Source organism: Streptomyces sp. NPDC015130 (genome assembly GCF_043080005.1).
Lineage (GTDB): Bacteria > Actinomycetota > Actinomycetes > Streptomycetales > Streptomycetaceae > Streptomyces.
This window is the reverse complement of record NZ_JBIBVC010000012.1, coordinates 149,356-172,744: the sequence shown is the minus strand read 5'-3', so window position 1 is coordinate 172,744 and position 23,389 is coordinate 149,356. Positions and strand designations below refer to the sequence as shown.

The window sequence follows — 23,389 nt, the reverse complement described above, 5'->3', positions numbered from 1 at the left end:
TCAACATGGCATCTGCATTCGAGTACGCGCCGGCGCCCGAGTCCCGGTCCGTCGTCGACATCGCCCCCTCCTACGGCCTGTTCATCGACGGCGAGTTCGTCGACGCGGCCGACGGCAAGGTCTTCAAGACCGTCTCCCCCTCCTCCGAGGAGGTCCTGTCCGAGATCGCCCAGGCGGGCGCCGAGGACGTGGACCGCGCGGTGAAGGCGGCGCGGAAGGCCTTCGAGAAGTGGTCGGCGCTGCCCGGCTCCGAGCGCGCCAAGTACCTCTTCCGGATCGCCCGGATCATCCAGGAGCGCAGCCGCGAGCTGGCCGTCCTGGAGACCCTGGACAACGGCAAGCCGATCAAGGAGACCCGCGACGCCGACCTCCCCCTGGTCGCCGCACACTTCTTCTACTACGCGGGCTGGGCCGACAAGCTCGACCACGCGGGCTACGGCGCGAACCCGCGCCCGCTGGGCGTGGCCGGCCAGGTCATCCCGTGGAACTTCCCGCTGCTCATGCTGGCGTGGAAGATCGCCCCGGCCCTCGCGACGGGCAACACCGTCGTCCTGAAGCCGGCCGAGACGACCCCGCTCTCCGCCCTGTTCTTCGCGGACATCTGCCGCCAGGCCGGGCTGCCGAAGGGCGTCGTCAACATCCTTCCCGGTTACGGGGACACGGGCGCCGCACTGGTCGAGCACCCGGACGTGAACAAGGTCGCCTTCACCGGCTCGACCGCGGTCGGCAAGTCGATCGCGCGCTCCGTCGCCGGCACGCACAAGAAGGTCACCCTGGAGCTGGGCGGCAAGGGCGCCAACATCGTCTTCGACGACGCCCCCATCGACCAGGCCGTCGAGGGCATCGTCAACGGCATCTTCTTCAACCAGGGCCAGGTCTGCTGCGCGGGCTCGCGCCTGCTGGTCCAGGAGTCGATCCAGGACGAGCTGCTCGACTCGCTCAAGCGCCGCCTGAACACCCTGCGCCTGGGCGACCCGCTCGACAAGAACACCGACATCGGCGCCATCAACTCCTCGGAGCAGCTGGCCCGCATCACGTCGCTGGTGGACCAGGGCGAGGCGGAGGGCGCCGAGCGCTGGACCGCCTCCTGCGAGATCCCGACGGCCGGCTACTGGTTCGCCCCGACGCTCTTCACGAACGTCACGCAGGCGCACCGGATCGCCCGCGACGAGATCTTCGGCCCGGTCCTCTCGGTGCTGTCCTTCCGTACGCCGGACGAGGCCGTCGCGAAGGCCAACAACAGCCAGTACGGCCTGTCCGCCGGCATCTGGACGGAGAAGGGCTCCCGCATCCTGGCGGTCGCCTCCAAGCTCCGCGCCGGTGTCGTCTGGGCCAACACGTTCAACAAGTTCGACCCGACCTCGCCCTTCGGCGGCTACAAGGAGTCGGGCTTCGGCCGCGAGGGCGGCCGTCACGGTCTGGAGGCCTACCTCGATGTCTGAGTCGGCGACGCGGCTGAGCGTCTTCAAGACCTACAAGCTGTACGTCGGGGGCAAGTTCCCCCGCTCCGAGAGCGGCCGGGTGTACGAGGTGACGGACTCGAAGGGCAAGTGGCTGGCGAACGTGCCGCTCTCCTCCCGCAAGGACGCGCGTGACGCGGTCGTCGCCGCCCGCAAGGCCTTCGGCGGCTGGGCGGGCGCGACCGCGTACAACCGCGGCCAGATCCTCTACCGCGTCGCCGAGATGCTGGAGGGCCGCCGCGAGCAGTTCGTCCGCGAGGTCGCGGACGCGGAGGGCCTGTCGAAGTCGAAGGCGGCCGCGGTCGTCGACGCGGCGATCGACCGCTGGGTCTGGTACGCGGGCTGGACGGACAAGATCGCCCAGGTCGTCGGCGGCGCCAACCCGGTGGCCGGCCCGTACTTCAACCTCTCCTCCCCCGAGCCGACCGGCGTCGTCACGGTGATCGCCCCCCAGGAGTCGTCCTTCCTGGGCCTGGTCTCGGTGATCGCCCCGGCGATCGCGACGGGCAACACGGTCGTGGTCGTCGCCTCGGAGAAGTCCCCGCTGCCCGCCCTCTCCCTGGGCGAGGTGCTGGCCACCTCCGACCTCCCGGGCGGCGTGGTCAACATCCTCTCCGGCAAGGCCGCCGAGATGGGCCCGCACCTCGCGGCCCACCAGGACGTCAACGCGATCGACCTCACGGGCGCCACCGAGGGAGACCTCGCCCGCGAGCTGGAGATCGCGGCGGCGGACAACCTCAAGCGCGTCCTGCGCCCGCGCCCGGAGGACTTCGCCGAGTCCCCCGGGACGGACCGCATGACCGCCTTCCTGGAGACCAAGACGGTCTGGCACCCGACGGGCTCCCTGGGCGCGAGCGGCTCCTCGTACTAGGGCGTGCGTGCCAGGCGCCGTCGGGCAGGCGGGACTTTCGCAACACGCCCTGGCTCCCGCCGAAGCGCGACCGACGGCCCCCGGGTATACGCACCCGGGGGCCGCCGTCTCTTGCCCCGCGGCCCCCTTTGACCGCAAGATCCGGTCATGATGAGGGGATTGATCAAGGGAGACAACGCCTTCGTCCCGACGGTCTCGCTGCGCGTCGCCGTCCGGAACGGCATCGACGTCGCGGCGCTGCTCGTGACGGAGCGGGGCAGGGTCCGGGGGGACGCGGACATCGTCTTCGACGGCGCCCCGGTCCACCCGTCGGGCGCCGTACGGTTCTCCGAGGGCGGCGACGAGGACGGCACGACCTGGCTGGACACCGATCTGGCGGGCGTCGAGGCGGAGATCGACCGCGTGCTCCTGGTCGCGTCCACGGAGGACGGCGCGCTGCGGGACGTGGACGGCCTGTCCGTACGGGTCCTCTCACCGGACGGCACGCAGGTCGTCGGGTACGAGGTGACCGGGGCGGGCGGCGAGACGGCGATGGTCCTCGCGGAGCTGTACCGGCGGGCGGGCGGCTGGAAGTTCCGCGCGGTGGGCCAGGGTTACCTGGACGGCCTCGTCGGCCTGGCGGCGGACCACGGCGTGGACGTGACGGAGGAGACCCGGCCGGAGGACACGGAGGCGGAGGAGACGCCTGCGGAGGTCCCGGAAGCACCGCAGGCTCCGGTCGCCGTCCCGGCCCCCGCGCAGGCCCCCGCCCCCGCGCAGGCCCCGGCCCCGGCCGCCCCGGCCACGCACGCCTACCCGCCCCTCGCACAGGGCCCGGGGGCGTGGACGTTCGGAGGGGTCTTCGAGCCGCGCGTGCTCACCGGCCGGGACAACGAGGTCATCGACGTCGCGGACCTCCCGCCGGGCCCGGTCGTGTTCGAGTTCGCCGGCGAGACCGACGGTCACACCAGCGTGTGGACCCTCAGCCCGGCGAACAAGGAGGTGGACCTCCTCGTCAACACCACGGAGCGGAACTTCCGGGGCCGGCTGCTCTGCGTCGTGCCGGAGAACGGGCGACTGCGGCTGAAGCTGGGCACCGACGGCCTCTGGCAGGCGCGGGTCCTGCCGCTGGCGGAGGCCCAGCTCCTCACGGAGGACACGCTGGACTCCTGGGGCCCGAACGTCCTGCTGCACACGGGAGTGGCGATCGACGTCGCCTTCCACTACCGCGGCAACAGCAACTTCATCGTCGACTCCTACGACCTGGCGGGGCACGAGGACCCCACCACGCTCCCGGACAGCAGGTATCCGTACATCAACGAGATCGGCAGGCGGCGGGAGAGCCTCACGCTGCCCGAGGGCCCGGTCCTCGTCCATCTGAGGCGGGCGGACGGCCCCTGGCGCGCCCGCCTGAAGCAGCCGAGCGCGGCGACGGCCTGGCTGCGCCGCGCCAGGCGCTGAATCGGACCTACGGGAGCAGCCGCTGCGTCAGCGGACCGGCCACCGGCAGATCGGCCACCGCGCCGCCCTGCGTCAGATGGTCGGTCACCAGGTCGGTGCCGATCGGCTTGAAGTCGGCGACCTGGGTGCCGAGACCGTTGTCGAGCGGGTCGACGCCCGTCTTGGCCAGCGGGTCCAGCTGGAGCCGGGTCAGCGGGCCCAGCCCGTGGGTGACGCCGCTCAGCGCGCCCGCCCCGGCCGCGGCGGCGTCCGTCCGGGTCAGCGAGTCGACGGGCAGCGGCACCGGGGCGACCGCCTGGGCCGCCGCGCCCGCGCCGAGCACCGCGGCGCCCGCCGCCGTGACGGTGAGCCCGGCCTTGAGCAGGGCGCTGCGACGGGGGGTCCGGGGTTCTGCGTGACGCGCCATGAGGATCCTTCCAGGGGGTGAGGGGAAGGCCACCGACAGTAGTTGAGGTGTGATGCTCGATACCAACGGCCTTCCTCGGTGGTCCCCTGGACGGGGGAATGCCTCACACTGGTGTTCCGTGAGTTCCCTACCGATCCCGACCCGCGTGGTCCTGCTCGCCGGCCCCTCCGGCTCCGGCAAGTCGTCCCTCGCCGCCGTCACCGGCCTCCCGGTCCTGCGCCTCGACGATTTCTACAAGGAGGGCGACGACCCGTCGCTCCCGCTCGTCGACGGCAGCGCGGACATCGACTGGGACTCGCCGCAGTCCTGGGACGCGGACGCCGCCGTCGCCGCCATCGTCGAGCTGTGCCGTACGGCGCGGACGGACGTCCCCGTGTACGACCTCGCCACGAGCTCCCGCGTGGACCGCGAGCGGTTCGACATCGGGCGTACCCCGCTGTTCGTGGCGGAGGGGATCTTCGCGGCCGAGATCGTGGCCCGCTGCCGTGACCTCGACGTCCTCGCCGACGCGCTCTGTCTGCGCGGCCGCCCGTCGACGACCTTCCGCCGTCGGCTCGCCCGGGACCTCAGGGAGGGCCGGAAGTCGGTGCCGTTCCTGCTGCGCCGCGGCTGGCGCCTGATGCGCTCGGAGCGGGCGATCGTGGCGCGGCAGACGCGGCTGGGAGCTCACCCCTGCGCCAAGGACGAGGCCCTGGGCCGTCTCGCCGCCGCGGCGGCGGGCCGCCACCGCACTCCGGCGGCCGGCTGACCCCGGAGGCTTCCGCGCACAGCACGAAGCGGGTCGTACAGGCCCCCCGGCCCTGTACGACCCGCTTCGTGTGTTCCCCCGTACCCCCGTACGGTCCCCCGTTTTCCCCGTTTCCCCGCAGGCCCCCGTTTCCCCCGTGGGCCCCCGTGGGTCGTTCCCCCCGCCTTCAGGCCACCAGCTCGCCGAAGGACTCCTCCTCGTCACGGCCGAAGCTCAGCACCTCGTCCTCGCGCAGTCGCCGCAGCGAGCGCCAGATGCTCGACTTCACCGTGCCGACACTGATGTCCAGGATCTCCGCGATCTCCGGATCGGTACGGCCCTCGTAGTAGCGCAGCACCAGCATCGTCCGCTGGAGCTCGGGCAGTCGGGCCAGTGCCTGCCACAGCACCGCGCGCAGCTCGGTGCCGCGCATCGCGTCCGTCTCGCCCACCGTCTCGGGGAGCTCCTCGGTCGGGTACTCGTTGAGCTTGCGCCGGCGCCACGCGCTGATGTGCAGATTGGTCATCGTCCGGCGGAGGTATCCGCCGACCGCGGCCTTGTCGCTGATCCGGTCCCAGGCGCGGTACGTGGAGAACAGCGCGCTCTGGAGCAGGTCCTCGGCCTCGAAACGGTCACCGGTCAGGTGGTAGGCGGTGGCGTACAGGGAGGCACGACGCTCCTGGACGTAGGCCGTGAACTCGGCCTCCGAACAGGAACGCTCCCCCGTGACCTCCCCGTACGCCGCTCCCCCGTCAGCAATGGCCACCATGTAAGGCGCCTTGCGCTGACGCCCGACGCTGCGAACGCACCCCCGCCCGTTCACCGCGCCGGACTTCTCCGTGCTCCGCACGACGTCGTGGAGGCGCGTGACAACTGCGCTTGAGGTGGTGCTGTGCAGTGCGTTCATCTCGCGCCCCCCGTCGGTCGGAGTGTGTTTCGGTCCGTGTGCCAAGAAGCTTGCCCGGCGGACTTCATGGCGTTGTCCGCCGACTGTCACAGCCGTGTCACAGGGGACGGGACAGAAGCGAGTCACCGAGCGGTCGTCCTCGGACGGCCGCATGGGACAGAATGACGGCGTGCCTTTTCTGTTGCTGATCGAGGACGACGACGCCATCCGTACGGCCCTTGAGCTGTCCCTGTCCCGGCAGGGTCACCGGGTGGCCACCGCCGCCACGGGTGAGGACGGCCTCCAGCTGCTGCGCGAGCAGCGGCCGGACCTGGTCGTGCTCGACGTCATGCTGCCCGGCATCGACGGCTTCGAGGTCTGCCGGCGGATCCGCCGCACCGACCAGTTGCCGATCATCCTGCTGACGGCCCGCAGCGACGACATCGACGTGGTCGTGGGCCTGGAGTCCGGCGCCGACGACTACGTCGTGAAGCCGGTGCAGGGCCGCGTCCTCGACGCCCGCATCCGGGCCGTACTGCGGCGCGGCGAGCGGGAGTCGACGGATTCGGCGACGTACGGCTCGCTGGTGATCGACCGGTCGGCGATGACGGTCACCAAGAACGGCGAGGACCTCCAGCTCACCCCGACCGAGCTGCGGCTGCTCCTGGAGCTGAGTCGGCGGCCCGGACAGGCGCTGTCCCGGCAGCAGTTGCTGCGGCTCGTGTGGGAGCACGACTACCTGGGCGACTCGCGGCTCGTCGACGCGTGTGTGCAGCGGCTGCGCGCCAAGGTGGAGGACGTGCCGTCCTCGCCGACGCTCATCCGTACCGTCCGCGGCGTCGGTTACCGGCTGGACGTTCCTGCGTGACCAAGGGGATCTTCACGCGGCTGCGGCTCTCCAGCCTGCGGCTGCGGCTCGTCGTCGTCTTCGCCCTGGTCGCGCTCACCGCGGCCGTCGCCGCCTCCGGCATCGCGTACTGGCTCAACCGCGAGGCGGTGCTGACGCGTACCCAGGACGGGGCGCTCAACGACTTCCGGCAGGAGATGCAGAACCGGGCGGCGACGCTGCCGCTGCGGCCGACCGAGGACGATCTGCGGCGGACCGCCGAGCAGATGGCGGGCGGCAGCGCCGCGAACTACCAGGTGCTGCTGCTCGGGGAGCGGGCCGTGGGCAAGCCGATCGTCGGCGCCTCGGACCCGGACGACTTCACGCTGGCCGACGTGCCGCGCTCGCTGCGGGACGCCGTGGACACGAAGCGGCCGGTGACGGAGGCCAACCCGTATCCGTACCACCTGTTCTGGCAGCGCACGGAGCGGGACGGGACGCCGTACCTGGTCGGCGGGACGCGGATCGACGGCGGCGGGCCCGCCGGGTACATGTTCAAGTCGCTGGCCGCGGAGAAGGCCGATCTGAACTCGCTCGGCTGGTCGTTGGGGATCGCGACCGCGCTGGCGGTGGCGGGCTCCGTGCTGCTGGCGCAGGTCGCGGCGACGACCGTGCTGCGTCCGGTGCACCGGCTCGGGGAGGCGGCCAAGCAGCTCGGCGAGGGGAAGCTCGACACCCGGCTGCGGGTCACCGGCGCGGACGAGCTGGCCGATCTGACGCGGACGTTCAACAGCGCGGCCGAGTCCCTGCAGAAGAAGGTCGCGGACATGAGCGCGCGGGAGGAGTCCAGCCGGCGCTTCGTGGCCGACATGTCGCACGAGCTGCGGACCCCGCTGACCGCGCTGACCGCCGTCACCGAGGTCCTGGAGGACGAGCAGGACTCCCTCGACCCGATGATCGCCCCGGCGGTGGCGCTCGTGGTGAGCGAGACGCGGCGGCTCAACGACCTGGTGGAGAACCTGATGGAGGTGACCCGCTTCGACGCGGGCACGGCCCGGCTCGTGCTCGACGAGGTGGACATCGCCGACCAGATCACCGCGTGCATCGACGCGCGCGCGTGGCTGGACGCGGTCGACCTCGACGCCGAGCGCGGGATCGTGGCGCCGCTCGACCCGCGCCGCCTCGACGTGATCCTGGCGAACCTCATCGGGAACGCGCTGAAGCACGGCGGTTCGCCGGTCCGGGTCTCGGTCCGCACGGACGAGGACGAGCTGGTCATCGCGGTGCGCGACCACGGCCCCGGCATCCCCGAGGAGGTGCTGCCGCACGTCTTCGACCGCTTCTACAAGGCGAGCGCCTCCCGGCCGCGGTCGGAGGGCAGCGGGCTCGGCCTCTCCATCGCGATGGAGAACGCGCTGATCCACGGCGGTTCGATCACGGCCGCGAACTCGGTGGGCGAGGACGGGACGGTCGACGGCGCGGTGTTCGTGCTGCGGCTGCCGCTGGACGCCGCGGGGATCACCCGCGAGGTGCAGACCCGCAGCAGCCAGGGCGAGGTGGAGGAAGCGTGAGACGCCGGACCTTCGGCCGCACGGCCGGTACGGGCGTCCTGGCGGCCGCCGCGGTCACCGCGCTCGTCACCGGCTGCGGCATCAGGACGACCTCGGTGCCGGTCGACGCGGGCGCGGCTCCTTCCCGGGTGCCGTGCAGCGTGACCGGCGAGAACACCTCGGCGTCGGCCGCGCAGGGCGTGCCCGTGCGGGTGTTCCTGCTGTGCGGCTCGCAGCTGGACGCCGTGGACCGCAGGGCGCCGCTGCCGGAGGAGAAGGCGGGCGGCGATCCGGTGGTGACGGCCAAGGGGCTGCTCGCGCAGCTCCTCGACGACCCCTCGGACGACGAGCGGCAGGCCGGGTTCACGAGCGCGGTGCGCGGTCCGCTCGCGGTCGGCGCCGGACGCAAGGGCGACCCGGCGGGCACGCTGCGGCTGAGCCGGCAGCCCGAGGACCTGACCCCGGTCGCGCTCTCGCAGCTCGTCTGCACCTTCTCGGCGAGTTCGGCGGGCGCGGGCGACCACACGGTCCTCCTCGGCGGCCCCGGCGCGTACGCGCCGAAGCGCTACCGGTGCACGACGGAGCTGCGGGAGCGCCCGGAGTCCGTCCCGCCGACGGCCACACCGGGCGTACCGGTGGCGACGTCCACGGGCTGAGCACCCGAAGGGGTGCCCGCCGGTCCGGATCCGGACCGATTCGGCCCGGATCCGGACCGGCGGAACCGATTCCGCTGTGGTGCGCGTCTTGGGGGGCGTGCAGCGTCAAGGTTCGGGCGGCAATGCCGCCGTGGTCGTCCGCGTGGCGGGGTTCGTCCTCCTCCTCGCGCATCTGCTGCTCGTCGCCTGGGTCAGCCTGAGGCCACGTGACGTGGCCTGGGTGACCCCGCCGAACACGATCCCGCTGGCCGGCCTGCGGGCCGACCTGGCCCTCGGCGGCGTCGAGGCGGCCCGGCTGATCGGCGAGGGACTGCTGCTCCTGGCCCCGCTCGGGGTGCTGCTCCCGATGGCCGACGGGCGGCTCGACGTCTCCCGCTGGGCCTCGCTGGCCCGGACGACCGCCGCCGGCGCGCTGGTGTCGCTGGCCGTGGAGCTGCTGCAGACCGCCGTGCCGGGTCAGGTCGTGGACGTCGACTCCGTACTCCTGAACACCGCCGGGGTGGCGCTCGCCCATCTCCTGTTCGTGCCCGTCGGGCGCGCCCGGCTGCGCCGCTGGTCGGAGGCCGGGCGGGCGGAGTCCTCCGTGGGTACGGGGTCGGGTGAGGGTTCCCCCCTGCTCCGGAACGAGACGGCTCAGGGTTCGACCCCGAGGATTCCCAGGGTCCCGATCGCCCGGTAGACCGACGCCCCGGGCCCCCTCCCGGCGGCACCATGGAGTCATCGGGAGCCCGACGGAGCGGCTCCCGGAGACGACTCCGAAGGAGCCCACCATGGCCGCTCTCGCCCGCCCTCGCAACGGACGGATGATCGGTGGAGTGTGCGCGGCGCTGGCCCGGCGCTTCGGCACCTCCGCGACGACGATGCGCGTGATCTTCCTGGTCTCGTGCCTGCTGCCCGGCCCGCAGTTCCTGCTCTACCTGGCGCTGTGGATCTTCCTGCCGGCGGAGAAGGGCGCGAGCACGACGGCCTGGTAGTCGGCGCACACGCCGAAGGGGCGCGTACCCGGGAGGACCGGGTGCGCGCCCCTTCGGCGTCTACGGGCCGGTGTCAGCCGAGCGGCAGGGCACCGATCGGCAGGCCGCCGAGGAGGCCGCCGAGCGGGGTGGCGCCGAGGCCGCCGGCCGCCGCGTCGAGCGGCAGGTTCTGGGTGGCCTGGCCGGCGGCGGCCGGGAGGGTCTTCACGCCCTGGTCGAGGCCCTGGCCGAGGGCGCCCTGACCGGCGGCGAGGGACTCTCCGGCACCGTCGGGGAGCGTGGTGAGGCCGTCGCCCAGCGGGACTGCGTTGGTCACCGTGCCCAGAGCGTCCGCGTCGAGCGGCAGGGACGGCGCTGCGGAGGCCGTGCCGGCGGCGGTGACGGCGAAAGCGGCACCGAGGGCGGCGACACCGAGCTTCTTGGCGGCAGACTGCTTCATCTGAAAATCTTCCTTGGGGAATCCGGGGGCTTCCGGGAAAGCCGGGAGGGGAAATCCTGGGAATGCAGAGCGGCTCTGCAACCTAACCACCGGGCATCGCCATCGCAAACACCGGAAAGCGGCCGGGTGTCGTGCTCACCCGGCCGCTCCTCGCCCTCCTTCAGGGCCGCACTCAGCCCTCCGTCCGGGAAGACTCGCTGGTCGTGGCCGTCTGCTGGAACAGCCATTCGGACCTGAGCTCGGCGTATCCGGGCTTGATGACCTCATTGATCATGGCCAGCCGTTCATCGAAAGGGATGAACGCTGATTTCATCGCATTGACCGTGAACCACTGCATGTCGTCGAGCGTGTAATCGAATGCCTCGGTCAGCAGCTCGAATTCCCGGCTCATGCTCGTACCGCTCATCAGCCGGTTGTCGGTGTTGACCGTGGCCCGGAAGTGCAGCCTGCGGAGCAGGCCGATCGGGTGCTCGGCGAACGAGGCGGCGGCGCCGGTCTGGAGGTTGGAGGAGGGGCACATCTCCAGCGGGATGCGCTTGTCGCGGACGTAGGCGGCGAGCCGGCCGAGGGTCACCGCGCCGTCCTCGGCGACCTCGATGTCGTCGATGATGCGGACGCCGTGGCCGAGCCGGTCGGCGCCGCACCACTGGAGCGCCTGCCAGATGGAGGGCAGCCCGAAGGCCTCGCCCGCGTGGATCGTGAAGTGGTTGTTCTCGCGCTTCAGGTACTCGAAGGCGTCGAGGTGGCGGGTGGGCGGGAAGCCCGCCTCGGCGCCCGCGATGTCGAAGCCGACGACGCCGGAGTCGCGGTAGCGGTTGGCGAGTTCGGCGATCTCCAGGGCGCGGGCCGCGTGCCGCATGGCGGTGAGCAGCGCGCCGACCCGGATGCGGTGACCGTTTGCCCTGGCCTGCCGCTCGCCCTCCCGGAAGCCCTCGTTGACGGCCTCGACGACCTCTTCGAGGCTGAGACCGGCCTCCAGGTGCTGCTCCGGCGCGTAGCGCACCTCCGCGTACACGACCCCGTCCTCGGCGAGGTCGACCGCGCACTCGGCGGCGACGCGGACCAGGGCGTCACGGGTCTGCATGACGGCGCAGGTGTGCGCGAAGGTCTCCAGGTACCGCTCCAGGGAGCCGGAGTCGGCGGCCTCGCGGAACCAGATGCCGAGCTTGTCGGGCTCGGTCTCGGGAAGCTGGTCGTAGCCCTGCTCACGGGCGAGTTCGACGATCGTGCCGGGGCGCAGTCCGCCGTCGAGGTGGTCGTGGAGCAGCACCTTCGGGGCACGGCGGATCTGGTCCGCGGTGGGGACGTTGGGGGTCTGGCTCGTCATTTCCGCACTCTAGCCCCTACGCGCGTAGAGCGCGCGGATTCCGACGCCCCGGTCGCGCATACGACTTATTGGGCCGTTGAGACGACACCACCAGGTCAGCACACTCCCGTACGCCTGGGTGCGCGGTTACGTGGTGCCTTCACGGCGGGATCCGAAACCCGCCGGAACCAAGGAAGGACGTGGCATGCGAATCATCCGTGGACTGCTCGTGGCGGTCTCGGCGGGCGCCCTGACGATGGGCATGGTCGGCACGGCGCAGGCCTCCGACACCCAGCAGCTCACCGACAGCTGCCAGGGCGTCTTCGGCGCCTGCACGCAGACGCTGAACTTCGCCCCGGAGCTCCTGGGCGACATCTCGCTCCTCGATTCGGCCAGTCTCCTCGGCACGGACCGGCTCATCGGCCCGAACGGGCTCGTCAACACGACCGCGCTCACCGGCGCGACCGGCCAGACCGCGAGCACCGCGAGCACCGCGAGCACCGCGACGACGGGCAAGACGGGCACCACCGGCTGACGGGGACCCGCCTTCCGCTTTGAACACAAGGAGCGGAGGCGGACGTTCGGCCCCACGGCGATGCGTAACAGTGACCGCGTGTACGGGTGGTGTACACCTCGCCTTCTGAGACTGTTCCACCATGGCTCACTACGCACTCGTGGGGCCGTCCGAGACCCGGAGACCCCGGCTCGGCCGCCCCGTTGGAGGTTCCCTGTCGGCGGCGGTGGGCGGCGTGGTGCTGCTCCTGCCGGACGGCGAACCGTCGTCGGTCCGGCGCGCCTCGGTGCGCGCGCACCTCGGCGTGCTGCCCGTCGGGCGCGCGCTCGTCAGGGCCGGGCGGTCGGAGGGGCTCGTCGGTCACGTGGTGCGCTACCGGGGGCGGGGCTGGAACGGCGCGGACGCGGAGCTCGCGGCGGACGCCGGCTGGGCCGTGGCCGAGGCGGTACGCCGCTACGGCGACGTCCCGGTCTGTCTCGTCGGCCACGGGATGGGGGCGCGGGCGGCGCTGCGGGCCGCCGGGCACGACGCGGTCGGCGCGGTCGTCGCGCTGGCCCCGTGGCTGCCGGAGGACGACGTGGCGGCGGAGCCGGAGCCGGTGCGGCAGCTGGCCGGGCGGCGGGTGCTGATCGTGCACGGCACGAACGACGCCCGTACGGACCCCGAGCTGTCGTTCCGCTTCGCGGCGCGGGCCAAGAAGACGAACCGCGACACCTGCCGCTTCGAGGTGCACTCGGACGGGCACGCGCTGCGCCAGTACGCGACGGAGGTCCAGGCGCTCGCCGCGGACTTCACGCTCGGGGCGCTCTTCGCCCGGCCGGTGGCCCGGCCCGTGACGGACGCGCTGGCGGCGCCCCCGCCCCTGGGTCTGCGGATGCCGCTCGCGGTGGGCTTCGGGAGCTCCTCCCGGCGTTAGTCCTTGGGCAGCAGGTGGCCGCGGCGGCTCAGCAGGAACTTCTTGAAGGCGGCGACCGGGGCCGTGTCCGGGTGGCCGTCGAGCCAGGCGACGCCGATCTCGCGGACCGCGCGCGGCGCGGTGACGGTCAGTTCGACGACGCCGGGGCGCGGGACGGCGGGCGGCGGCAGCAGGGCGACGCCGAGGCCCGCGGCGACCAGGCCGCGCAGGGTCTCGGCCTCCTCGCCCTCGAAGGCGACGCGGGGCTTGAAGCCGGCCTCGGCGCACAGGTCGTCGGTGATGCGGCGGAGCCCGTACCCCGGCTCCAGGGTCACGAAGGTCTCCTCGGCGGCCTCGGCGAGACGGACACGGCGGCGGCCCGCGAGCCGGTGGTCGTCCGGGACGACGAGCCGCAGCCGCTGCTCGTCGAGGCGCCGGGCCACGAGGTCGGGGGCGTCCGGCACCGGCGAGGTCAGGCAGAGGTCGAGGTCGCCCGCCCTGAGCCGCTCGATCATGGCCTCGCCGTAGTTCTGGACGAGGGTGAAGCGGACGCGCGGGTGGTCGACGCGGAAGGCCCTGATGAGTCCGGGGACGGTCTCGGAGCCCATCGTGTGCAGGAAGCCGAAGGCGACCCGGCCGGCGGTGGGATCGGCGTCGGCCCGTACGGTGTCGGCGGCCCGTTCGACCTCGGTGAGCGCCTTCTCGGCGGCGGTGAGGAAGCGGCGGCCGGCCGGGGTGAGCGAGACCGTGCGGCCGCGGCGGGCGAAGAGGGCGACGCCCAGGTCCTGTTCGAGACGGACCATGGCCCGGGAGAGCGTCGACTGCGGCACGCCCATCTCGGCCGCGGCCCGGGTCACGTGCTCGTGCCGCGCGACGGCCGCGAAGTACGCGAGCCGCGGGGCCAGCAGCAGTCCCATGTCTTCTTCGTTACTGTTCGGTGACAGGCGAGGCTGTGACCTGTACTCATGCGCCATGGGAACGATTACAGCAGTTCCGTGCATTGGACGCATGAAACGGATCGTCCTACGTTCGAGACATGCCTCCCGCCAGTACCAAGGCGGCCGCCACCAGCGCGTCCGCCGACACCCGCCTCTCCCCCGGAGCCCCCGGCTACCGCCGGACGAGCCTCGCGCTCTTCGCCGCCGGACTGGCCGCCTTCGCCCTCCTCTACTCCACACAGGCCCTTCTCCCGGCCATCTCGGCCGAGTTCGGCGCCACCGCGTCCGCCGCCTCATGGACGGTCTCCGCCGCGACCGGCGCCCTCGCCCTGTGCGTCCTGCCGCTCAGCGCCCTCTCGGAGCGCTTCGGGCGGCGCGCGATGATGACCGCCTCCCTCTCGGTCGCCGTCGCCGTCTCGCTGCTCGTCCCCTTCGCCCCCAGCCTGGAGGTGCTGATCGCCCTCCGCGCCGTCCAGGGCGCCGCGCTCGCCGGGCTCCCCGCCTCCGCGATGGCGTACCTCGCCGAGGAGGTCCGCCCCAAGGCGCTGGTCGCGGCGATCGGCCTCTTCGTCGCGGGCAACTCGATCGGCGGCATGAGCGGCCGGATCGTGACCGGCTGGGTCGCCCAGATGTGGGGCTGGCGCGCGGGTCTGGCCGCCGTCGGCCTGACCTCGCTGCTCTGCGCGATCGCCTTCCGGGCGCTGCTCCCGAAGGCGCGGCACTTCACGCCGGGCACGCTGAACCCGAAGGCGCTGGCGGGCGCCGTCCGGACGCACCTGTCCGACCCGCTGCTCGTCCGGCTCTACGTGATCGGCGCGCTGTTCATGACGGTCTTCGGCGCGGTGTACACCGTGATCGGCTACCGCCTGGTCGAGGCGCCGTTCTCGCTCGCGCAGGGCGTCGTCGGCTCGATCTTCCTCGTCTACCTGGTCGGTACGGTCGCCTCGGCCGCCGCCGGGAAGCTCGTCGGCCGGCTGGGCCGCCGCGGGGCGCTCTACCTGGCGGTCTCCACGACCGCCGCGGGCCTGCTGCTCTCGCTCTCCGACTCGCTCGCCGCCGTCCTGGCGGGGCTCGTCCTCATCACGGCCGGCTTCTTCGCCGGCCACGCGGTCGCCTCCTCCTCGGTGAGCCGCACGGCGAAGACGGGCCGGGCGCAGGCCTCGGCGCTCTACCAGTCCGCGTACTACCTCGGCAGCAGCCTGGGCGGCACGCTCGGCGCCGTCGCCTACCACGCGGGCGGCTGGGCGGGCACGGTCGTGATCGGCCTCGTCGCGGTCCTCGGCGTCGTGTCCGTGACCCTCTACGGGAGCCACAGCGCCCGGGTCGCGGCCCGCCGGCCACAACTCGCCGCCGCCTGCAACTGACTCGCTCCCGCCGACGTCCTCCTTGTCAGGACCCAAGGGGGAGAAGGCGGAAATGAAGCGAATCACGAGCCGAATAGGCAGAAGAGCGGGCATCTCGGCCGGTCTCACGGCGCTGGTGGTGCCGATGACGATCGCACTCGGTTCGGCTCCGGCGCAGGCCGCGTCCTGCAACGTGACGACGGGGCCGTACCAGAAGCAGGTGGAGAAGTTCCTCGGCCGGACGGTCGACGGGCGCCAGTCGCTCGGCGACTGCCAGGCCATCCAGGCCTTCCAGCGCAAGCACGGGATCACCCCGGCGGCGGGGTACGCGGGCACGGTCACCTGGCGCACGATGAACACGATGATCCAGCAGAAGGCGGCCGGGACCAACCCGAACAAGGACCGCAAGTGTCCGACCAACAAGGGCCGGATCGCCTGCGTCGACCTGACGCGGCAGCTGACCTGGATCCAGGACGGCTCGCGCCTCAAGTACGGGCCGGTGCCGGTGCGTACGGGCAAGGACGGCACGGAGACCCGTACCGGCGCCAAGAAGATCTACTGGCGGAACATCAACCACTGGTCGACGCTCTACAACGTGTCGATGCCGTACGCGCAGTTCTTCGACCGCGGCCAGGCCTTCCACTCGACGACCAAGTCCATGTGGAACCCGCCGGGTTCGGGCGGCTGCGTCAACATGCGGCCGGCCGACGCCAAGAAGTACTGGAGCATGCTCCGGAACGGCGACGACGTCTTCATCTACGGGCGCAAGCCGGGAACGTGACCCCCGCTGTCAGTCGGCTGCGGTAGCTTCCCTCTCACCGGCACCGAACGGTGCCGGTGAGGGGTGAGTGGGGTGTGGACCCGATGACCGGCACCGCGGCCGTGACGACCGAAGAACTCGACAAGTACCGCAGGGAGCTGACCGGTTACTGCTACCGGATGCTCGGATCCTCCTTCGAGGCGGAGGACGCGGTACAGGACACGATGGTGCGGGCCTGGAAGGCCATCAGCACCTTCGAGGGCCGCTCCTCGCTGCGGTCCTGGCTCTACCGGATCGCGACCAACGTGTGCCTGGACGCGCTGAACGCGGGCAACAAGAGGGCGCGGCCGATGGATCTGACCTCCCCGACCCCGGTCGCCCAGGCGCAGCTGGTCAAGCAGCCGGAGATCACCTGGCTGGAGCCGGTCCCCGACGGGCGGGTCGTGCCCACGGCCGGGGACCCGGCGGAGACGGCCCTCGCCCGCGAATCCGTGCGGCTCGCCTTCGTCGCCGCCCTCCAGCACCTGCCGCCCAAGCAGCGGGCCGTGCTGATCCTGCGCGAGGTGCTCGCCTGGAAGGCGAGCGAGGTCGCGGAGCTCCTCGACACCTCCGTCGCCTCGGTCAACAGCGCCCTCCAGCGGGCCCGCGCGACCCTCGCCGAGCAGGCGCCGGCCGCCTCCGACCCGGCGGACCCGCTGGACGAGGAGCAGAAGGCGCTCCTGGAGCGGTACGTGGCGGCCTTCGAGGGCTACGACATGAAGGCGCTGACCGCGCTCCTCCACGAGGACGCGACCATGTCCATGCCGCCGTACGACCTCTGGCTCCAGGGCCACGACGACATCGTGGGCTGGATGCTGGGCGTCGGCGAGGTCTGCTCCGGCTCGAAGCTGGTGCCGACCGTGGCGAACGGCTCCCCGGCGTTCGCGCAGTACCACCCGGACCCGGCGGGCGGCTTCTCGCCGTGGGCGCTGATCGTCCTGGAGGTCCGGGAGGGCAAGGTCGCCGGGATGGACTTCTTCCTGGACACCGAGCGCTGGTTCCCGCTCTTCGACCTGCCCGCGCGGCTGGAGGCCTAGGGCGTGTTGCGAAAGTAGCGCCGGCCGCCCGAAGGGCGGGCCCGACGGCGTCTGGTGCGTGCGATCGCAAGGCGGAGGGTCGCCCCGATACTGGATGTATCGGGGTGATCCCGACAACGCGGCGAGCGTGCGTGCCAGACGCCGTCGGGCAGGCGGGACTCTCGCAACACGCCCTAGGCACCGGACGCTAGACGCCGAGGGTTCCGTCCAGGCCGGTGAGGAGGAGCAGGGTCTGCAGTTCCGGTCCTGCTCCGTGGAAGCGGATGCGGTGGCCCCGGCGGTTCGCGGCCAGTTTCAGGCGGGCGAGGGCGTCGACGGCCGAGAGGTCGGCGGGCGCGAGCGCGCCGACCTCGCAGACGACGTCACCGGGCGGCGCCGCGCCGAGCTCGGCGCAGAGCAGGGCCACCTCGCCCCGGGTGGGGCGGGCGGGCAGGGTCACGACGAGCGGGCGGCTGGTGTCCACATGCCTTGAGACCGTCACGGGACCCGGAACTCATCGCTCGCCACGCCGAAGGGGACCGGTGGGAGGCCACCGGTCCCCTCAGGGCGTGTCCGAGGGGTGCGCCTCAGGCGATGCGGTCCATCACGATCGGGGTCGCCGTGAAGGCGGTGCCGGGGGCCGCGATGTCCCAGGAGTCGTTCAGGGACTTCAGGGCGTAGTCGAACTTCTCCGGGGTGTCGGTGTGGAGGGTCAGCAGGGGCTGGCCCGCCGTCACCGTGTCGCCCGGCTTGGCGTGGAGCTCGACGCCCGCGCCCGCCTGCACCGGGTCCTCCTTGCGGGCGCGGCCCGCGCCGAGGCGCCAGGCGGCGACGCCGATGTCGTACGCGTCGAGGCGGGTGAGGACGCCGGACGACTGCGCCGTGACGACGTGCTGCTCGCGGGCGACCGGGAGGGTGGCGTCCGGGTCGCCGCCCTGCGCCGCGATCATCCGGCGCCAGTGGTCCATCGCCGAGCCGTCGGCGAGCGCCTTGGCCGGGTCCGCGTCCTTGATGCCGGCCGCTTCGAGCATCTCGCGGGCGAGCGCGATCGTCAGCTCGACGACGTCCGCCGGGCCGCCGCCGGCGAGGACCTCGACGGACTCGCGGACCTCCAGGGCGTTGCCCGCGGTCAGGCCGAGCGGGGTCGACATGTCGGTGAGCAGCGCGACCGTCTTCACGCCGCTGTCGGTGCCGAGCTGGACCATGGTGGAGGCGAGCTCGCGGGCGTCCTCGACGGTCTTCATGAAGGCGCCGGTGCCGACCTTGACGTCCAGGACGAGCGAGCCGGTGCCCTCGGCGATCTTCTTCGACATGATCGAGGAGGCGATCAGCGGGATGGCCTCGACGGTGCCGGTGACGTCCCGGAGGGCGTACAGCTTCTTGTCCGCGGGGGCCAGGCCGTCGCCGGCCGCGCAGATGACGGCGCCCGTGGTGTCGAGGACGTGCAGCATCTCGTCGTTGGAGAGCAGCGCGCGCCAGCCGGGGATGGACTCCAGCTTGTCGAGCGTGCCGCCGGTGTGGCCGAGGCCGCGGCCGGAGAGCTGCGGGACGGCCGCGCCGCAGGCGGCGACGAGCGGGGCGAGCGGGAGGGTGATCTTGTCGCCGACGCCGCCGGTGGAGTGCTTGTCGGCGGTCGGGCGGGAGAGCGTGTCGAAGTTCATGCGCTCGCCGCTGGCGATCATCGCGGCGGTCCAGCGGGCGATCTCGGTGCGGTTCATGCCGTTCAGCAGGATCGCCATGGCCAGGGCGGACATCTGCTCGTCGGCGACGACGCCGCGGGTGTAGGCGTCGATGACCCAGTCGATCTGCTCCGGGCTCAGCTCGCCCTTGTCCCGCTTCGTGCGGATGACGGAGATGACGTCCATGGTGGTGCCTCTTTCTACGCGCATAGAGAGGGAAAGGAAGAGCGGCCCTTCCATCGTGCCGGAAGGGCCGCTCCGAGGATCTACTTCCTGAGGTGGTCCGGGCCGAAGGCCTGCGGCAGCATCTCGGCCAGGGTCAGGAACCCGGCGGGCGTCTCCAGGACGAGTTCGGGGCCGCCGAACTCGAACAGGAGCTGCCGGCACCGGCCGCACGGGACCAGGGTCTCGCCGAGGCCGTCCACGCACACGAAGTGCGTCAGACGGCCGCCGCCGGTCGCCTGGAGCTCCGAGACGAGACCGCACTCGGCGCACAGGCCGAGCCCGAAGGAGGCGTTCTCGACGTTGCAGCCGGAGACCGTCCGCCCGTCGTCCACGCGGGCCGCCGCGCCGACCGGGTAGCCCGAGTAGGGGGCGTACGCGCGGGACATGGCCTCGCGCGCCGTGACCCGCAGGGCCTCCCAGTCGGCCTCGGTGAGGGCCGTCGTCACTTGCCCTCGCCCTTGCGGTACCGCATGCCGTCGGCCTTCGGCATCCGCAGGCGCTGCGCGGAGAGCGAGAGGACCAACAAGGTGACCACGTACGGGGTCGCGCTGACGAACTCGACCGGGACCGTGTCCGTGCCGAGGTACCAGATGAAGACGCCGACACCGATGACGATGGCGATGGAGGAGGTGATCCAGCGCTTCTTGTACGCCTTCCAGGCCGCGATCGCGACGAGGATCGCGAAGAGCAGCAGGAGCAGCGCGTGCACGGACTCGCCGCCGCTGCGGAGCTGGAGCGCGTCGGCGAAGCCGAACAGGCCCGCGCCCATCGCGAGACCGCCCGGACGCCAGTTGCCGAAGATCATCGCCGCGAGGCCGATGTAGCCGCGGCCACCGGTCTGGCCCTCGTTGTAGATGTGCGAGGTGACCAGCGAGAGGAACGCACCGCCGAGACCGGCCAGACCGCCCGAGACGATGACGGCGATGTACTTGTACTTGTACACGTTGACGCCGAGGGACTCGGCCGCGATCGGGTTCTCGCCGCAGGAGCGCAGCCGCAGACCGAACGAGGTCTTCCACAGCACGAAGTACGTGCCGATCACCAGCAGCACGGCGAGGACCGTGACCACCGAGACGTTGGTGACCAGACCGCCGAGGATGCCGGCGATATCCGAGACCAGGAACCAGTGGTGCTTCTCGATGTCGGCGAGCCAGTCGGACAGGCCCGGCACGGTGATCGAGGTGATGTCCTCGGCCGGCGGGGACTGCTTGGGGCTGCCGCCCTTGGCCGCCGCCTCGCCGCTGTTGAACCACAGCTTGGCGAAGTACGTCGTGACGCCGACCGCCAGGATGTTGATCGCGATGCCGGAGATGATGTGGTCGACGCCGAAGGTGACCGTCGCGACCGCGTGCAGGAGGCCGCCGAACATGCCGCCCAGGATGCCGGCGAGGATGCCGATCCAGGGGTCGGTCTGCCAGCCGGCCCAGGCACCGAAGAAGGTGCCGAGGATCATCATGCCTTCGAGGCCGATGTTGACCACGCCCGCGCGCTCCGCCCACAGACCGCCGAGACCGGCGAGGCCGATCGGCACGGCGAGCGAGAGCGCGGCGCTGATCTGGCCGGCCGAGGTGAGGTCCTGCGCCCCGGTGATGAGCCGCACGGCGGAGAGGGCGATGAGCCCGCCCGCGACGATCAGGAGGATCCAGGGCAGGGTGAGGCGGGTACGGCCGCCCTTGCCGCCGGCCGCCTTGGGGGCCGCGGGCGGCGGAGTGGAAGTCGCCGTGGCGCTCACGCCGACACCTCCGTCGTGTCGTTGGAACGGGCCTGGGCCGCGAGCTTCTCGCCGACCTGTCGCTGCTGGCGCTTGACGCCGTAGCGGCGGACGACCTCGTAGGCGATGACGACGCAGAGGACGATGACGCCCTGCATGACGCCGACGATCTCGCGGTCGTAGTTCTCGAACTCCAGCTGCTGGCCGCCGCGCTCCAGGAAGGCCCAGAGGATCGCGGCGAGCGCGATGCCGATCGGGTGGTTGCGGCCGAGCAGGGCGATGGCGATACCGGTGAAGCCGATGCCGACGGGGAAGTCGCCACCGAACTCGTACGAGTCGTTGAGCAGGGTCGGCATACCGATCAGACCGGCCATGGCGCCGGAGATCAGCATGGACGTGACGACCATCCGCTTGACGTTCACGCCGCTGGCCGAGGCGGCCGACTCGGACTGGCCGACGGTCCGCAGGTCGAAGCCGAAGCGGGTGCGGGAGAGGGTGAACCAGTACCCGATGCCCGCGATGACCGCGACGACGACGAAGCCGTAGATCGGGGTCGGGGCGGTCGGGAACTCGAAGAAGTGCGAGGACTCCGGCAGCGGGGTCGTCGCCACCTTCGTGCCCGCCGCGTCCAGGTGGCCGAGGCGGCCGGGCTGGAGGAGGTAGCCGATGATCGCGGTCGCGATGAAGTTCAGCATGATCGTCGAGACGACCTCGCTGACGCCTCGGGTGGTCTTGAGGAGACCCGCGATGCCCGCCCACATGGCGCCGACGATCATCGCGGTGATGATGATCAGCGGGATCTGGACGATGCCCGGCAGGGTCAGCGCGCCACCGACGGCGGCGGCGAAGAAGGCCGCGAGACGGTACTGGCCGTCGACACCGATGTTGAACAGGTTCATGCGGAAGCCGATGGCCACCGCGATGCCCGCCAGGTAGTACGTCGTCGCCTTGTTGATGATGTAGACCTGGCTGTCCGACTTGATGCCGTAGTCGAACATGATGCCGAAGGCGCTGAACGGCTCCTTGCCGGTGGCCGCGAGCACCAGGGCGGTGATCAGGAAGGCCGCGACGATCGCGAGCAGCGGCGCCGCGACGGCGAGGAGCACCCGCTCCTTGTCGAACTTCTTCATCGGGCCTCGTCCTCCGGGCCGTCGGTGCCCTCAGGGCTCTCATCGTGCTCAAGGTGACCGGCGGCCGCGCCGGTCATGGCCGAGCCCAGCTCCTCCGGGGTGATGGTCGCGGGGTCGGCGTCCGCCACGAGCCGGCCGCGGTACATCACGCGCAGCGTGTCGGAGAGACCGATCAGCTCGTCCAGGTCGGCGGAGATCAGCAGGACCGCCAGGCCCTCACGGCGCGCCTCGCGGATCTGGTCCCAGATCTGCGCCTGCGCGCCGACGTCCACGCCACGGGTCGGGTGCGCGGCGATCAGCAGCTTGGGGTCGTGGCTCATCTCGCGGCCGACGATCAGCTTCTGCTGGTTGCCGCCGGAGAGGGAGGCCGCGGTGACGTCGATGCCGGGGGTCCGGACGTCGTAGTCGCGGACGATCCGCTCGGTGTCCTTGCGGGCGGCCTTGAGGTCGAGGATGGCGCCCTTGGAGTTGGGCTTCTCCGTGACGTGGCCGAGGATGCGGTTCTCCCAGAGGGGGGCCTCCAGGAGCAGACCGTGCCGGTGGCGGTCCTCGGGGATGCAGCCGATGCCGTCCTCGCGGCGCTTGCGCGTCGGGGCCTCGGTGATGTCCTGGCCGTCCAGGGTCACGGCACCGCCGTCGGCGTGGCGCATGCCCATGATCGTGTCGACGAGCTCGGACTGGCCGTTGCCCTCGACGCCGGCGATGCCGAGCACCTCACCCTTGTGGATGGTGAAGGTGATGCCGCCGAGGACCGCGCGGACCACGCCGTCGGGGTCGACGGCGCTGAGCGCCAGGTCCCGCACCGTCAGCATCGGCACGTCCGTGACCGTCGACTCGCGGGTCTCCGGCGAGGGCAGCTCGGCGCCGACCATCAGCTCGGCGAGCTGCTTGGTGGTGGTGTGCTTCGGGTCGGCGGTGCCGACCGTCGTGCCGCGCCGGATGACGGTGATGTCGTCGGCGACCGACAGGACCTCGCCCAGCTTGTGCGAGATGAAGATGACCGTCAGGCCCTCTGCCTTGAGCTCGCGCAGGTTGTCGAAGAGCGCGTCGACCTCCTGCGGGACGAGCACGGCGGTCGGCTCGTCGAGGATCAGGGTGCGGGCGCCGCGGTAGAGGACCTTGAGGATCTCCACACGCTGGCGGTCGGCCACACCGAGGTCCTCGACGAGGACGTCGGGACGGACGCCCAGGCCGTACGCGTCGGAGATCTCCTTGATCTTGGCGCGGGCCTTGTCACCGATGCCGTAGAGCTTCTCGGAGCCGAGGACGACGTTCTCGAGGACGGTGAGGTTGTCGGCGAGCATGAAGTGCTGGTGCACCATGCCGACGCCGCGGACGATGGCGTCGCCGGGGCTGTTGAACGTCACCAGATCGCCGTCGATGGTGATGGTGCCCTCGTCCGGCTTCTGCATGCCGTAGAGGATCTTCATCAGCGTCGACTTGCCCGCGCCGTTCTCGCCCACGAGGGCGTGGACGGTGCCGCGGCGCACGGTGATGTCGATGTCGTGGTTGGCCACGACTCCGGGGAAACGCTTGGTGATGCCGCGGAGTTCTACGGCGTTCGGACTGCTGGTGCTGGAGGCTTTGATGACGCACTC

The 23,389-nt window shown here is 71.8% G+C and carries 25 protein-coding genes; 14 read left to right on the top strand and 11 right to left on the bottom strand.

Annotated elements, in window-relative coordinates:
* Positions 1-5 precede the first annotated feature (5 nt).
* From ACF08F_RS24980 to ACF08F_RS24970, 3 genes are all read left to right on the top strand, one after another.
* A complete protein-coding gene (locus tag ACF08F_RS24980; RefSeq protein ID WP_392300767.1) occupies positions 6-1,442 on the top strand; it encodes an aldehyde dehydrogenase family protein in 1,437 nt (478 codons plus the stop codon).
* On the top strand, positions 1,435-2,331 hold the full coding sequence (locus ACF08F_RS24975; protein WP_392300766.1) for an aldehyde dehydrogenase family protein: 897 nt from the start codon (positions 1,435-1,437) through the stop codon (positions 2,329-2,331). Before ACF08F_RS24980 ends, ACF08F_RS24975 begins: the two co-directional genes overlap by 8 nt.
* A gap of 147 nt (positions 2,332-2,478) precedes the next feature.
* Complete coding sequence (locus tag ACF08F_RS24970; RefSeq protein WP_392300765.1) at positions 2,479-3,771, top strand: TerD family protein; 1,293 nt, start codon at positions 2,479-2,481, stop codon at positions 3,769-3,771.
* A 7-nt stretch (positions 3,772-3,778) separates the two neighbouring features.
* On the opposite strand, the gene ACF08F_RS24965 is transcribed toward ACF08F_RS24970, so the two are convergent.
* A complete protein-coding gene (locus ACF08F_RS24965) occupies positions 3,779-4,177 on the bottom strand; it encodes a hypothetical protein (RefSeq protein ID WP_392300764.1) in 399 nt (132 codons plus the stop codon).
* A 52-nt stretch (positions 4,178-4,229) separates the two neighbouring features.
* Between ACF08F_RS24965 and ACF08F_RS24960 the strand changes: the two genes are divergently transcribed.
* Positions 4,230-4,925, top strand: coding sequence for a uridine kinase (locus tag ACF08F_RS24960; protein ID WP_392300763.1), 696 nt, complete (start codon positions 4,230-4,232; stop codon positions 4,923-4,925).
* Positions 4,926-5,091: 166 nt separating this feature from the next.
* Here the strand turns inward: ACF08F_RS24960 and ACF08F_RS24955 are convergent, their stop codons facing one another.
* The gene (locus ACF08F_RS24955; RefSeq protein WP_024755347.1) at positions 5,092-5,811 is read right to left on the bottom strand and encodes a SigE family RNA polymerase sigma factor; all 720 of its coding nucleotides are present in this window, start codon (positions 5,809-5,811) and stop codon (positions 5,092-5,094) included.
* A 169-nt stretch (positions 5,812-5,980) separates the two neighbouring features.
* Here ACF08F_RS24955 and afsQ1 point away from each other — a divergent pair, with 169 nt between their 5' ends.
* From afsQ1 to ACF08F_RS24930, 5 genes are all read left to right on the top strand, one after another.
* A complete protein-coding gene (gene afsQ1, locus ACF08F_RS24950; protein ID WP_017239746.1) occupies positions 5,981-6,658 on the top strand; it encodes a two-component system response regulator AfsQ1 in 678 nt (225 codons plus the stop codon).
* Positions 6,655-8,187 (top strand): ATP-binding protein, encoded by a 1,533-nt coding sequence (locus ACF08F_RS24945; protein WP_392300762.1) that lies wholly within the window; start codon positions 6,655-6,657, stop codon positions 8,185-8,187. The genes afsQ1 and ACF08F_RS24945 overlap by 4 nt, the downstream gene beginning before the upstream one ends.
* Positions 8,184-8,822, top strand: coding sequence for a hypothetical protein (locus tag ACF08F_RS24940; RefSeq protein WP_392300761.1), 639 nt, complete (start codon positions 8,184-8,186; stop codon positions 8,820-8,822). Before ACF08F_RS24945 ends, ACF08F_RS24940 begins: the two co-directional genes overlap by 4 nt.
* Positions 8,823-8,919: 97 nt before the next feature.
* On the top strand, positions 8,920-9,501 hold the full coding sequence (locus ACF08F_RS24935; RefSeq protein WP_392300760.1) for a VanZ family protein: 582 nt from the start codon (positions 8,920-8,922) through the stop codon (positions 9,499-9,501).
* A gap of 91 nt (positions 9,502-9,592) precedes the next feature.
* Positions 9,593-9,796, top strand: a complete 204-nt coding sequence (locus ACF08F_RS24930) for a PspC domain-containing protein (protein ID WP_392300759.1) — start codon at positions 9,593-9,595, stop codon at positions 9,794-9,796.
* 73 nt (positions 9,797-9,869) lie between these two features.
* Here ACF08F_RS24930 and ACF08F_RS24925 read toward each other — a convergent pair whose 3' ends face one another.
* Together ACF08F_RS24925 and ACF08F_RS24920 are read right to left on the bottom strand one after the other, a co-directional pair.
* Positions 9,870-10,235 carry a hypothetical protein gene (locus ACF08F_RS24925; RefSeq protein ID WP_392300758.1) on the bottom strand — a complete coding sequence of 122 codons (366 nt, stop codon included), beginning with the start codon at positions 10,233-10,235 and terminating at the stop codon, positions 9,870-9,872.
* Positions 10,236-10,407: 172 nt separating this feature from the next.
* Positions 10,408-11,562 (bottom strand): adenosine deaminase, encoded by a 1,155-nt coding sequence (locus ACF08F_RS24920; protein WP_392300757.1) that lies wholly within the window; start codon positions 11,560-11,562, stop codon positions 10,408-10,410.
* Positions 11,563-11,746: 184 nt separating this feature from the next.
* On the opposite strand from ACF08F_RS24920, the gene ACF08F_RS24915 reads away from it, so the two are divergent.
* Both ACF08F_RS24915 and ACF08F_RS24910 read left to right on the top strand, forming a co-directional pair.
* Positions 11,747-12,076, top strand: a complete 330-nt coding sequence (locus tag ACF08F_RS24915; RefSeq protein WP_392300756.1) for a hypothetical protein — start codon at positions 11,747-11,749, stop codon at positions 12,074-12,076.
* Between the two features lie 121 nt (positions 12,077-12,197).
* On the top strand, positions 12,198-12,971 hold the full coding sequence (locus tag ACF08F_RS24910; RefSeq protein ID WP_392300755.1) for an alpha/beta hydrolase: 774 nt from the start codon (positions 12,198-12,200) through the stop codon (positions 12,969-12,971).
* Here ACF08F_RS24910 and ACF08F_RS24905 read toward each other — a convergent pair.
* Positions 12,968-13,924 (bottom strand): LysR family transcriptional regulator, encoded by a 957-nt coding sequence (locus ACF08F_RS24905; RefSeq protein ID WP_392300754.1) that lies wholly within the window; start codon positions 13,922-13,924, stop codon positions 12,968-12,970. The two genes, ACF08F_RS24910 and ACF08F_RS24905, sit on opposite strands and share 4 nt — an antisense overlap.
* 62 nt (positions 13,925-13,986) lie before the next feature.
* Here ACF08F_RS24905 and ACF08F_RS24900 point away from each other — a divergent pair, with 62 nt between their 5' ends.
* The 3 genes from ACF08F_RS24900 to ACF08F_RS24890 all read left to right on the top strand — a co-directional run bounded on the left by ACF08F_RS24900 (position 13,987) and on the right by ACF08F_RS24890 (position 17,067).
* On the top strand, positions 13,987-15,252 hold the full coding sequence (locus ACF08F_RS24900) for an MFS transporter (protein ID WP_392300753.1): 1,266 nt from the start codon (positions 13,987-13,989) through the stop codon (positions 15,250-15,252).
* A gap of 52 nt (positions 15,253-15,304) precedes the next feature.
* Entirely contained in the window at positions 15,305-16,012 is a 708-nt protein-coding gene (locus tag ACF08F_RS24895) for a L,D-transpeptidase (protein WP_392300752.1), read from the top strand.
* A gap of 83 nt (positions 16,013-16,095) precedes the next feature.
* Complete coding sequence (locus ACF08F_RS24890; RefSeq protein ID WP_392300751.1) at positions 16,096-17,067, top strand: sigma-70 family RNA polymerase sigma factor; 972 nt, start codon at positions 16,096-16,098, stop codon at positions 17,065-17,067.
* A 187-nt stretch (positions 17,068-17,254) separates the two neighbouring features.
* Here ACF08F_RS24890 and ACF08F_RS24885 read toward each other — a convergent pair whose 3' ends face one another.
* The 6 genes from ACF08F_RS24885 to ACF08F_RS24860 all read right to left on the bottom strand — a co-directional run bounded on the left by ACF08F_RS24885 (position 17,255) and on the right by ACF08F_RS24860 (position 23,380).
* Positions 17,255-17,548, bottom strand: coding sequence for an STAS domain-containing protein (locus ACF08F_RS24885; protein WP_392300750.1), 294 nt, complete (start codon positions 17,546-17,548; stop codon positions 17,255-17,257).
* A gap of 85 nt (positions 17,549-17,633) precedes the next feature.
* Positions 17,634-18,911 carry a thymidine phosphorylase gene (locus ACF08F_RS24880; RefSeq protein ID WP_392300749.1) on the bottom strand — a complete coding sequence of 426 codons (1,278 nt, stop codon included), beginning with the start codon at positions 18,909-18,911 and terminating at the stop codon, positions 17,634-17,636.
* 80 nt (positions 18,912-18,991) lie between these two features.
* On the bottom strand, positions 18,992-19,396 hold the full coding sequence (locus ACF08F_RS24875) for a cytidine deaminase (protein WP_392300748.1): 405 nt from the start codon (positions 19,394-19,396) through the stop codon (positions 18,992-18,994).
* Positions 19,393-20,682, bottom strand: a complete 1,290-nt coding sequence (locus ACF08F_RS24870) for an ABC transporter permease (protein ID WP_392300747.1) — start codon at positions 20,680-20,682, stop codon at positions 19,393-19,395. The genes ACF08F_RS24875 and ACF08F_RS24870 overlap by 4 nt, the downstream gene beginning before the upstream one ends.
* Positions 20,679-21,791 (bottom strand): ABC transporter permease, encoded by a 1,113-nt coding sequence (locus ACF08F_RS24865; RefSeq protein WP_392300746.1) that lies wholly within the window; start codon positions 21,789-21,791, stop codon positions 20,679-20,681. The genes ACF08F_RS24870 and ACF08F_RS24865 overlap by 4 nt, the downstream gene beginning before the upstream one ends.
* Positions 21,788-23,380, bottom strand: a complete 1,593-nt coding sequence (locus ACF08F_RS24860) for an ABC transporter ATP-binding protein (RefSeq protein WP_392300822.1) — start codon at positions 23,378-23,380, stop codon at positions 21,788-21,790. Before ACF08F_RS24860 ends, ACF08F_RS24865 begins: the two co-directional genes overlap by 4 nt.
* Positions 23,381-23,389 lie beyond the last annotated feature (9 nt).

Coding starts and splice junctions, on each gene's coding strand:
- ACF08F_RS24890 (WP_392300751.1), top strand. CDS start 16,096: ATGACCGGCACCGCGGCCGTGACGACCGAAGAACTCGACAAGTACCGC.
- ACF08F_RS24960 (WP_392300763.1), top strand. CDS start 4,230: ATGCTCGATACCAACGGCCTTCCTCGGTGGTCCCCTGGACGGGGGAAT.
- ACF08F_RS24975 (WP_392300766.1), top strand. CDS start 1,435: ATGTCTGAGTCGGCGACGCGGCTGAGCGTCTTCAAGACCTACAAGCTG.
- ACF08F_RS24965 (WP_392300764.1), bottom strand. CDS start 4,177: ATGGCGCGTCACGCAGAACCCCGGACCCCCCGTCGCAGCGCCCTGCTC.
- ACF08F_RS24925 (WP_392300758.1), bottom strand. CDS start 10,235: ATGAAGCAGTCTGCCGCCAAGAAGCTCGGTGTCGCCGCCCTCGGTGCC.
- ACF08F_RS24880 (WP_392300749.1), bottom strand. CDS start 18,911: ATGGACGTCATCTCCGTCATCCGCACGAAGCGGGACAAGGGCGAGCTG.
- ACF08F_RS24895 (WP_392300752.1), top strand. CDS start 15,305: ATGAAGCGAATCACGAGCCGAATAGGCAGAAGAGCGGGCATCTCGGCC.
- ACF08F_RS24930 (WP_392300759.1), top strand. CDS start 9,593: ATGGCCGCTCTCGCCCGCCCTCGCAACGGACGGATGATCGGTGGAGTG.
- ACF08F_RS24955 (WP_024755347.1), bottom strand. CDS start 5,811: ATGAACGCACTGCACAGCACCACCTCAAGCGCAGTTGTCACGCGCCTC.
- ACF08F_RS24900 (WP_392300753.1), top strand. CDS start 13,987: ATGCCTCCCGCCAGTACCAAGGCGGCCGCCACCAGCGCGTCCGCCGAC.
- ACF08F_RS24970 (WP_392300765.1), top strand. CDS start 2,479: ATGATGAGGGGATTGATCAAGGGAGACAACGCCTTCGTCCCGACGGTC.
- ACF08F_RS24980 (WP_392300767.1), top strand. CDS start 6: ATGGCATCTGCATTCGAGTACGCGCCGGCGCCCGAGTCCCGGTCCGTC.
- ACF08F_RS24915 (WP_392300756.1), top strand. CDS start 11,747: ATGCGAATCATCCGTGGACTGCTCGTGGCGGTCTCGGCGGGCGCCCTG.
- ACF08F_RS24920 (WP_392300757.1), bottom strand. CDS start 11,562: ATGACGAGCCAGACCCCCAACGTCCCCACCGCGGACCAGATCCGCCGT.
- ACF08F_RS24865 (WP_392300746.1), bottom strand. CDS start 21,791: ATGAAGAAGTTCGACAAGGAGCGGGTGCTCCTCGCCGTCGCGGCGCCG.
- ACF08F_RS24905 (WP_392300754.1), bottom strand. CDS start 13,924: ATGGCGCATGAGTACAGGTCACAGCCTCGCCTGTCACCGAACAGTAAC.
- ACF08F_RS24910 (WP_392300755.1), top strand. CDS start 12,198: ATGGCTCACTACGCACTCGTGGGGCCGTCCGAGACCCGGAGACCCCGG.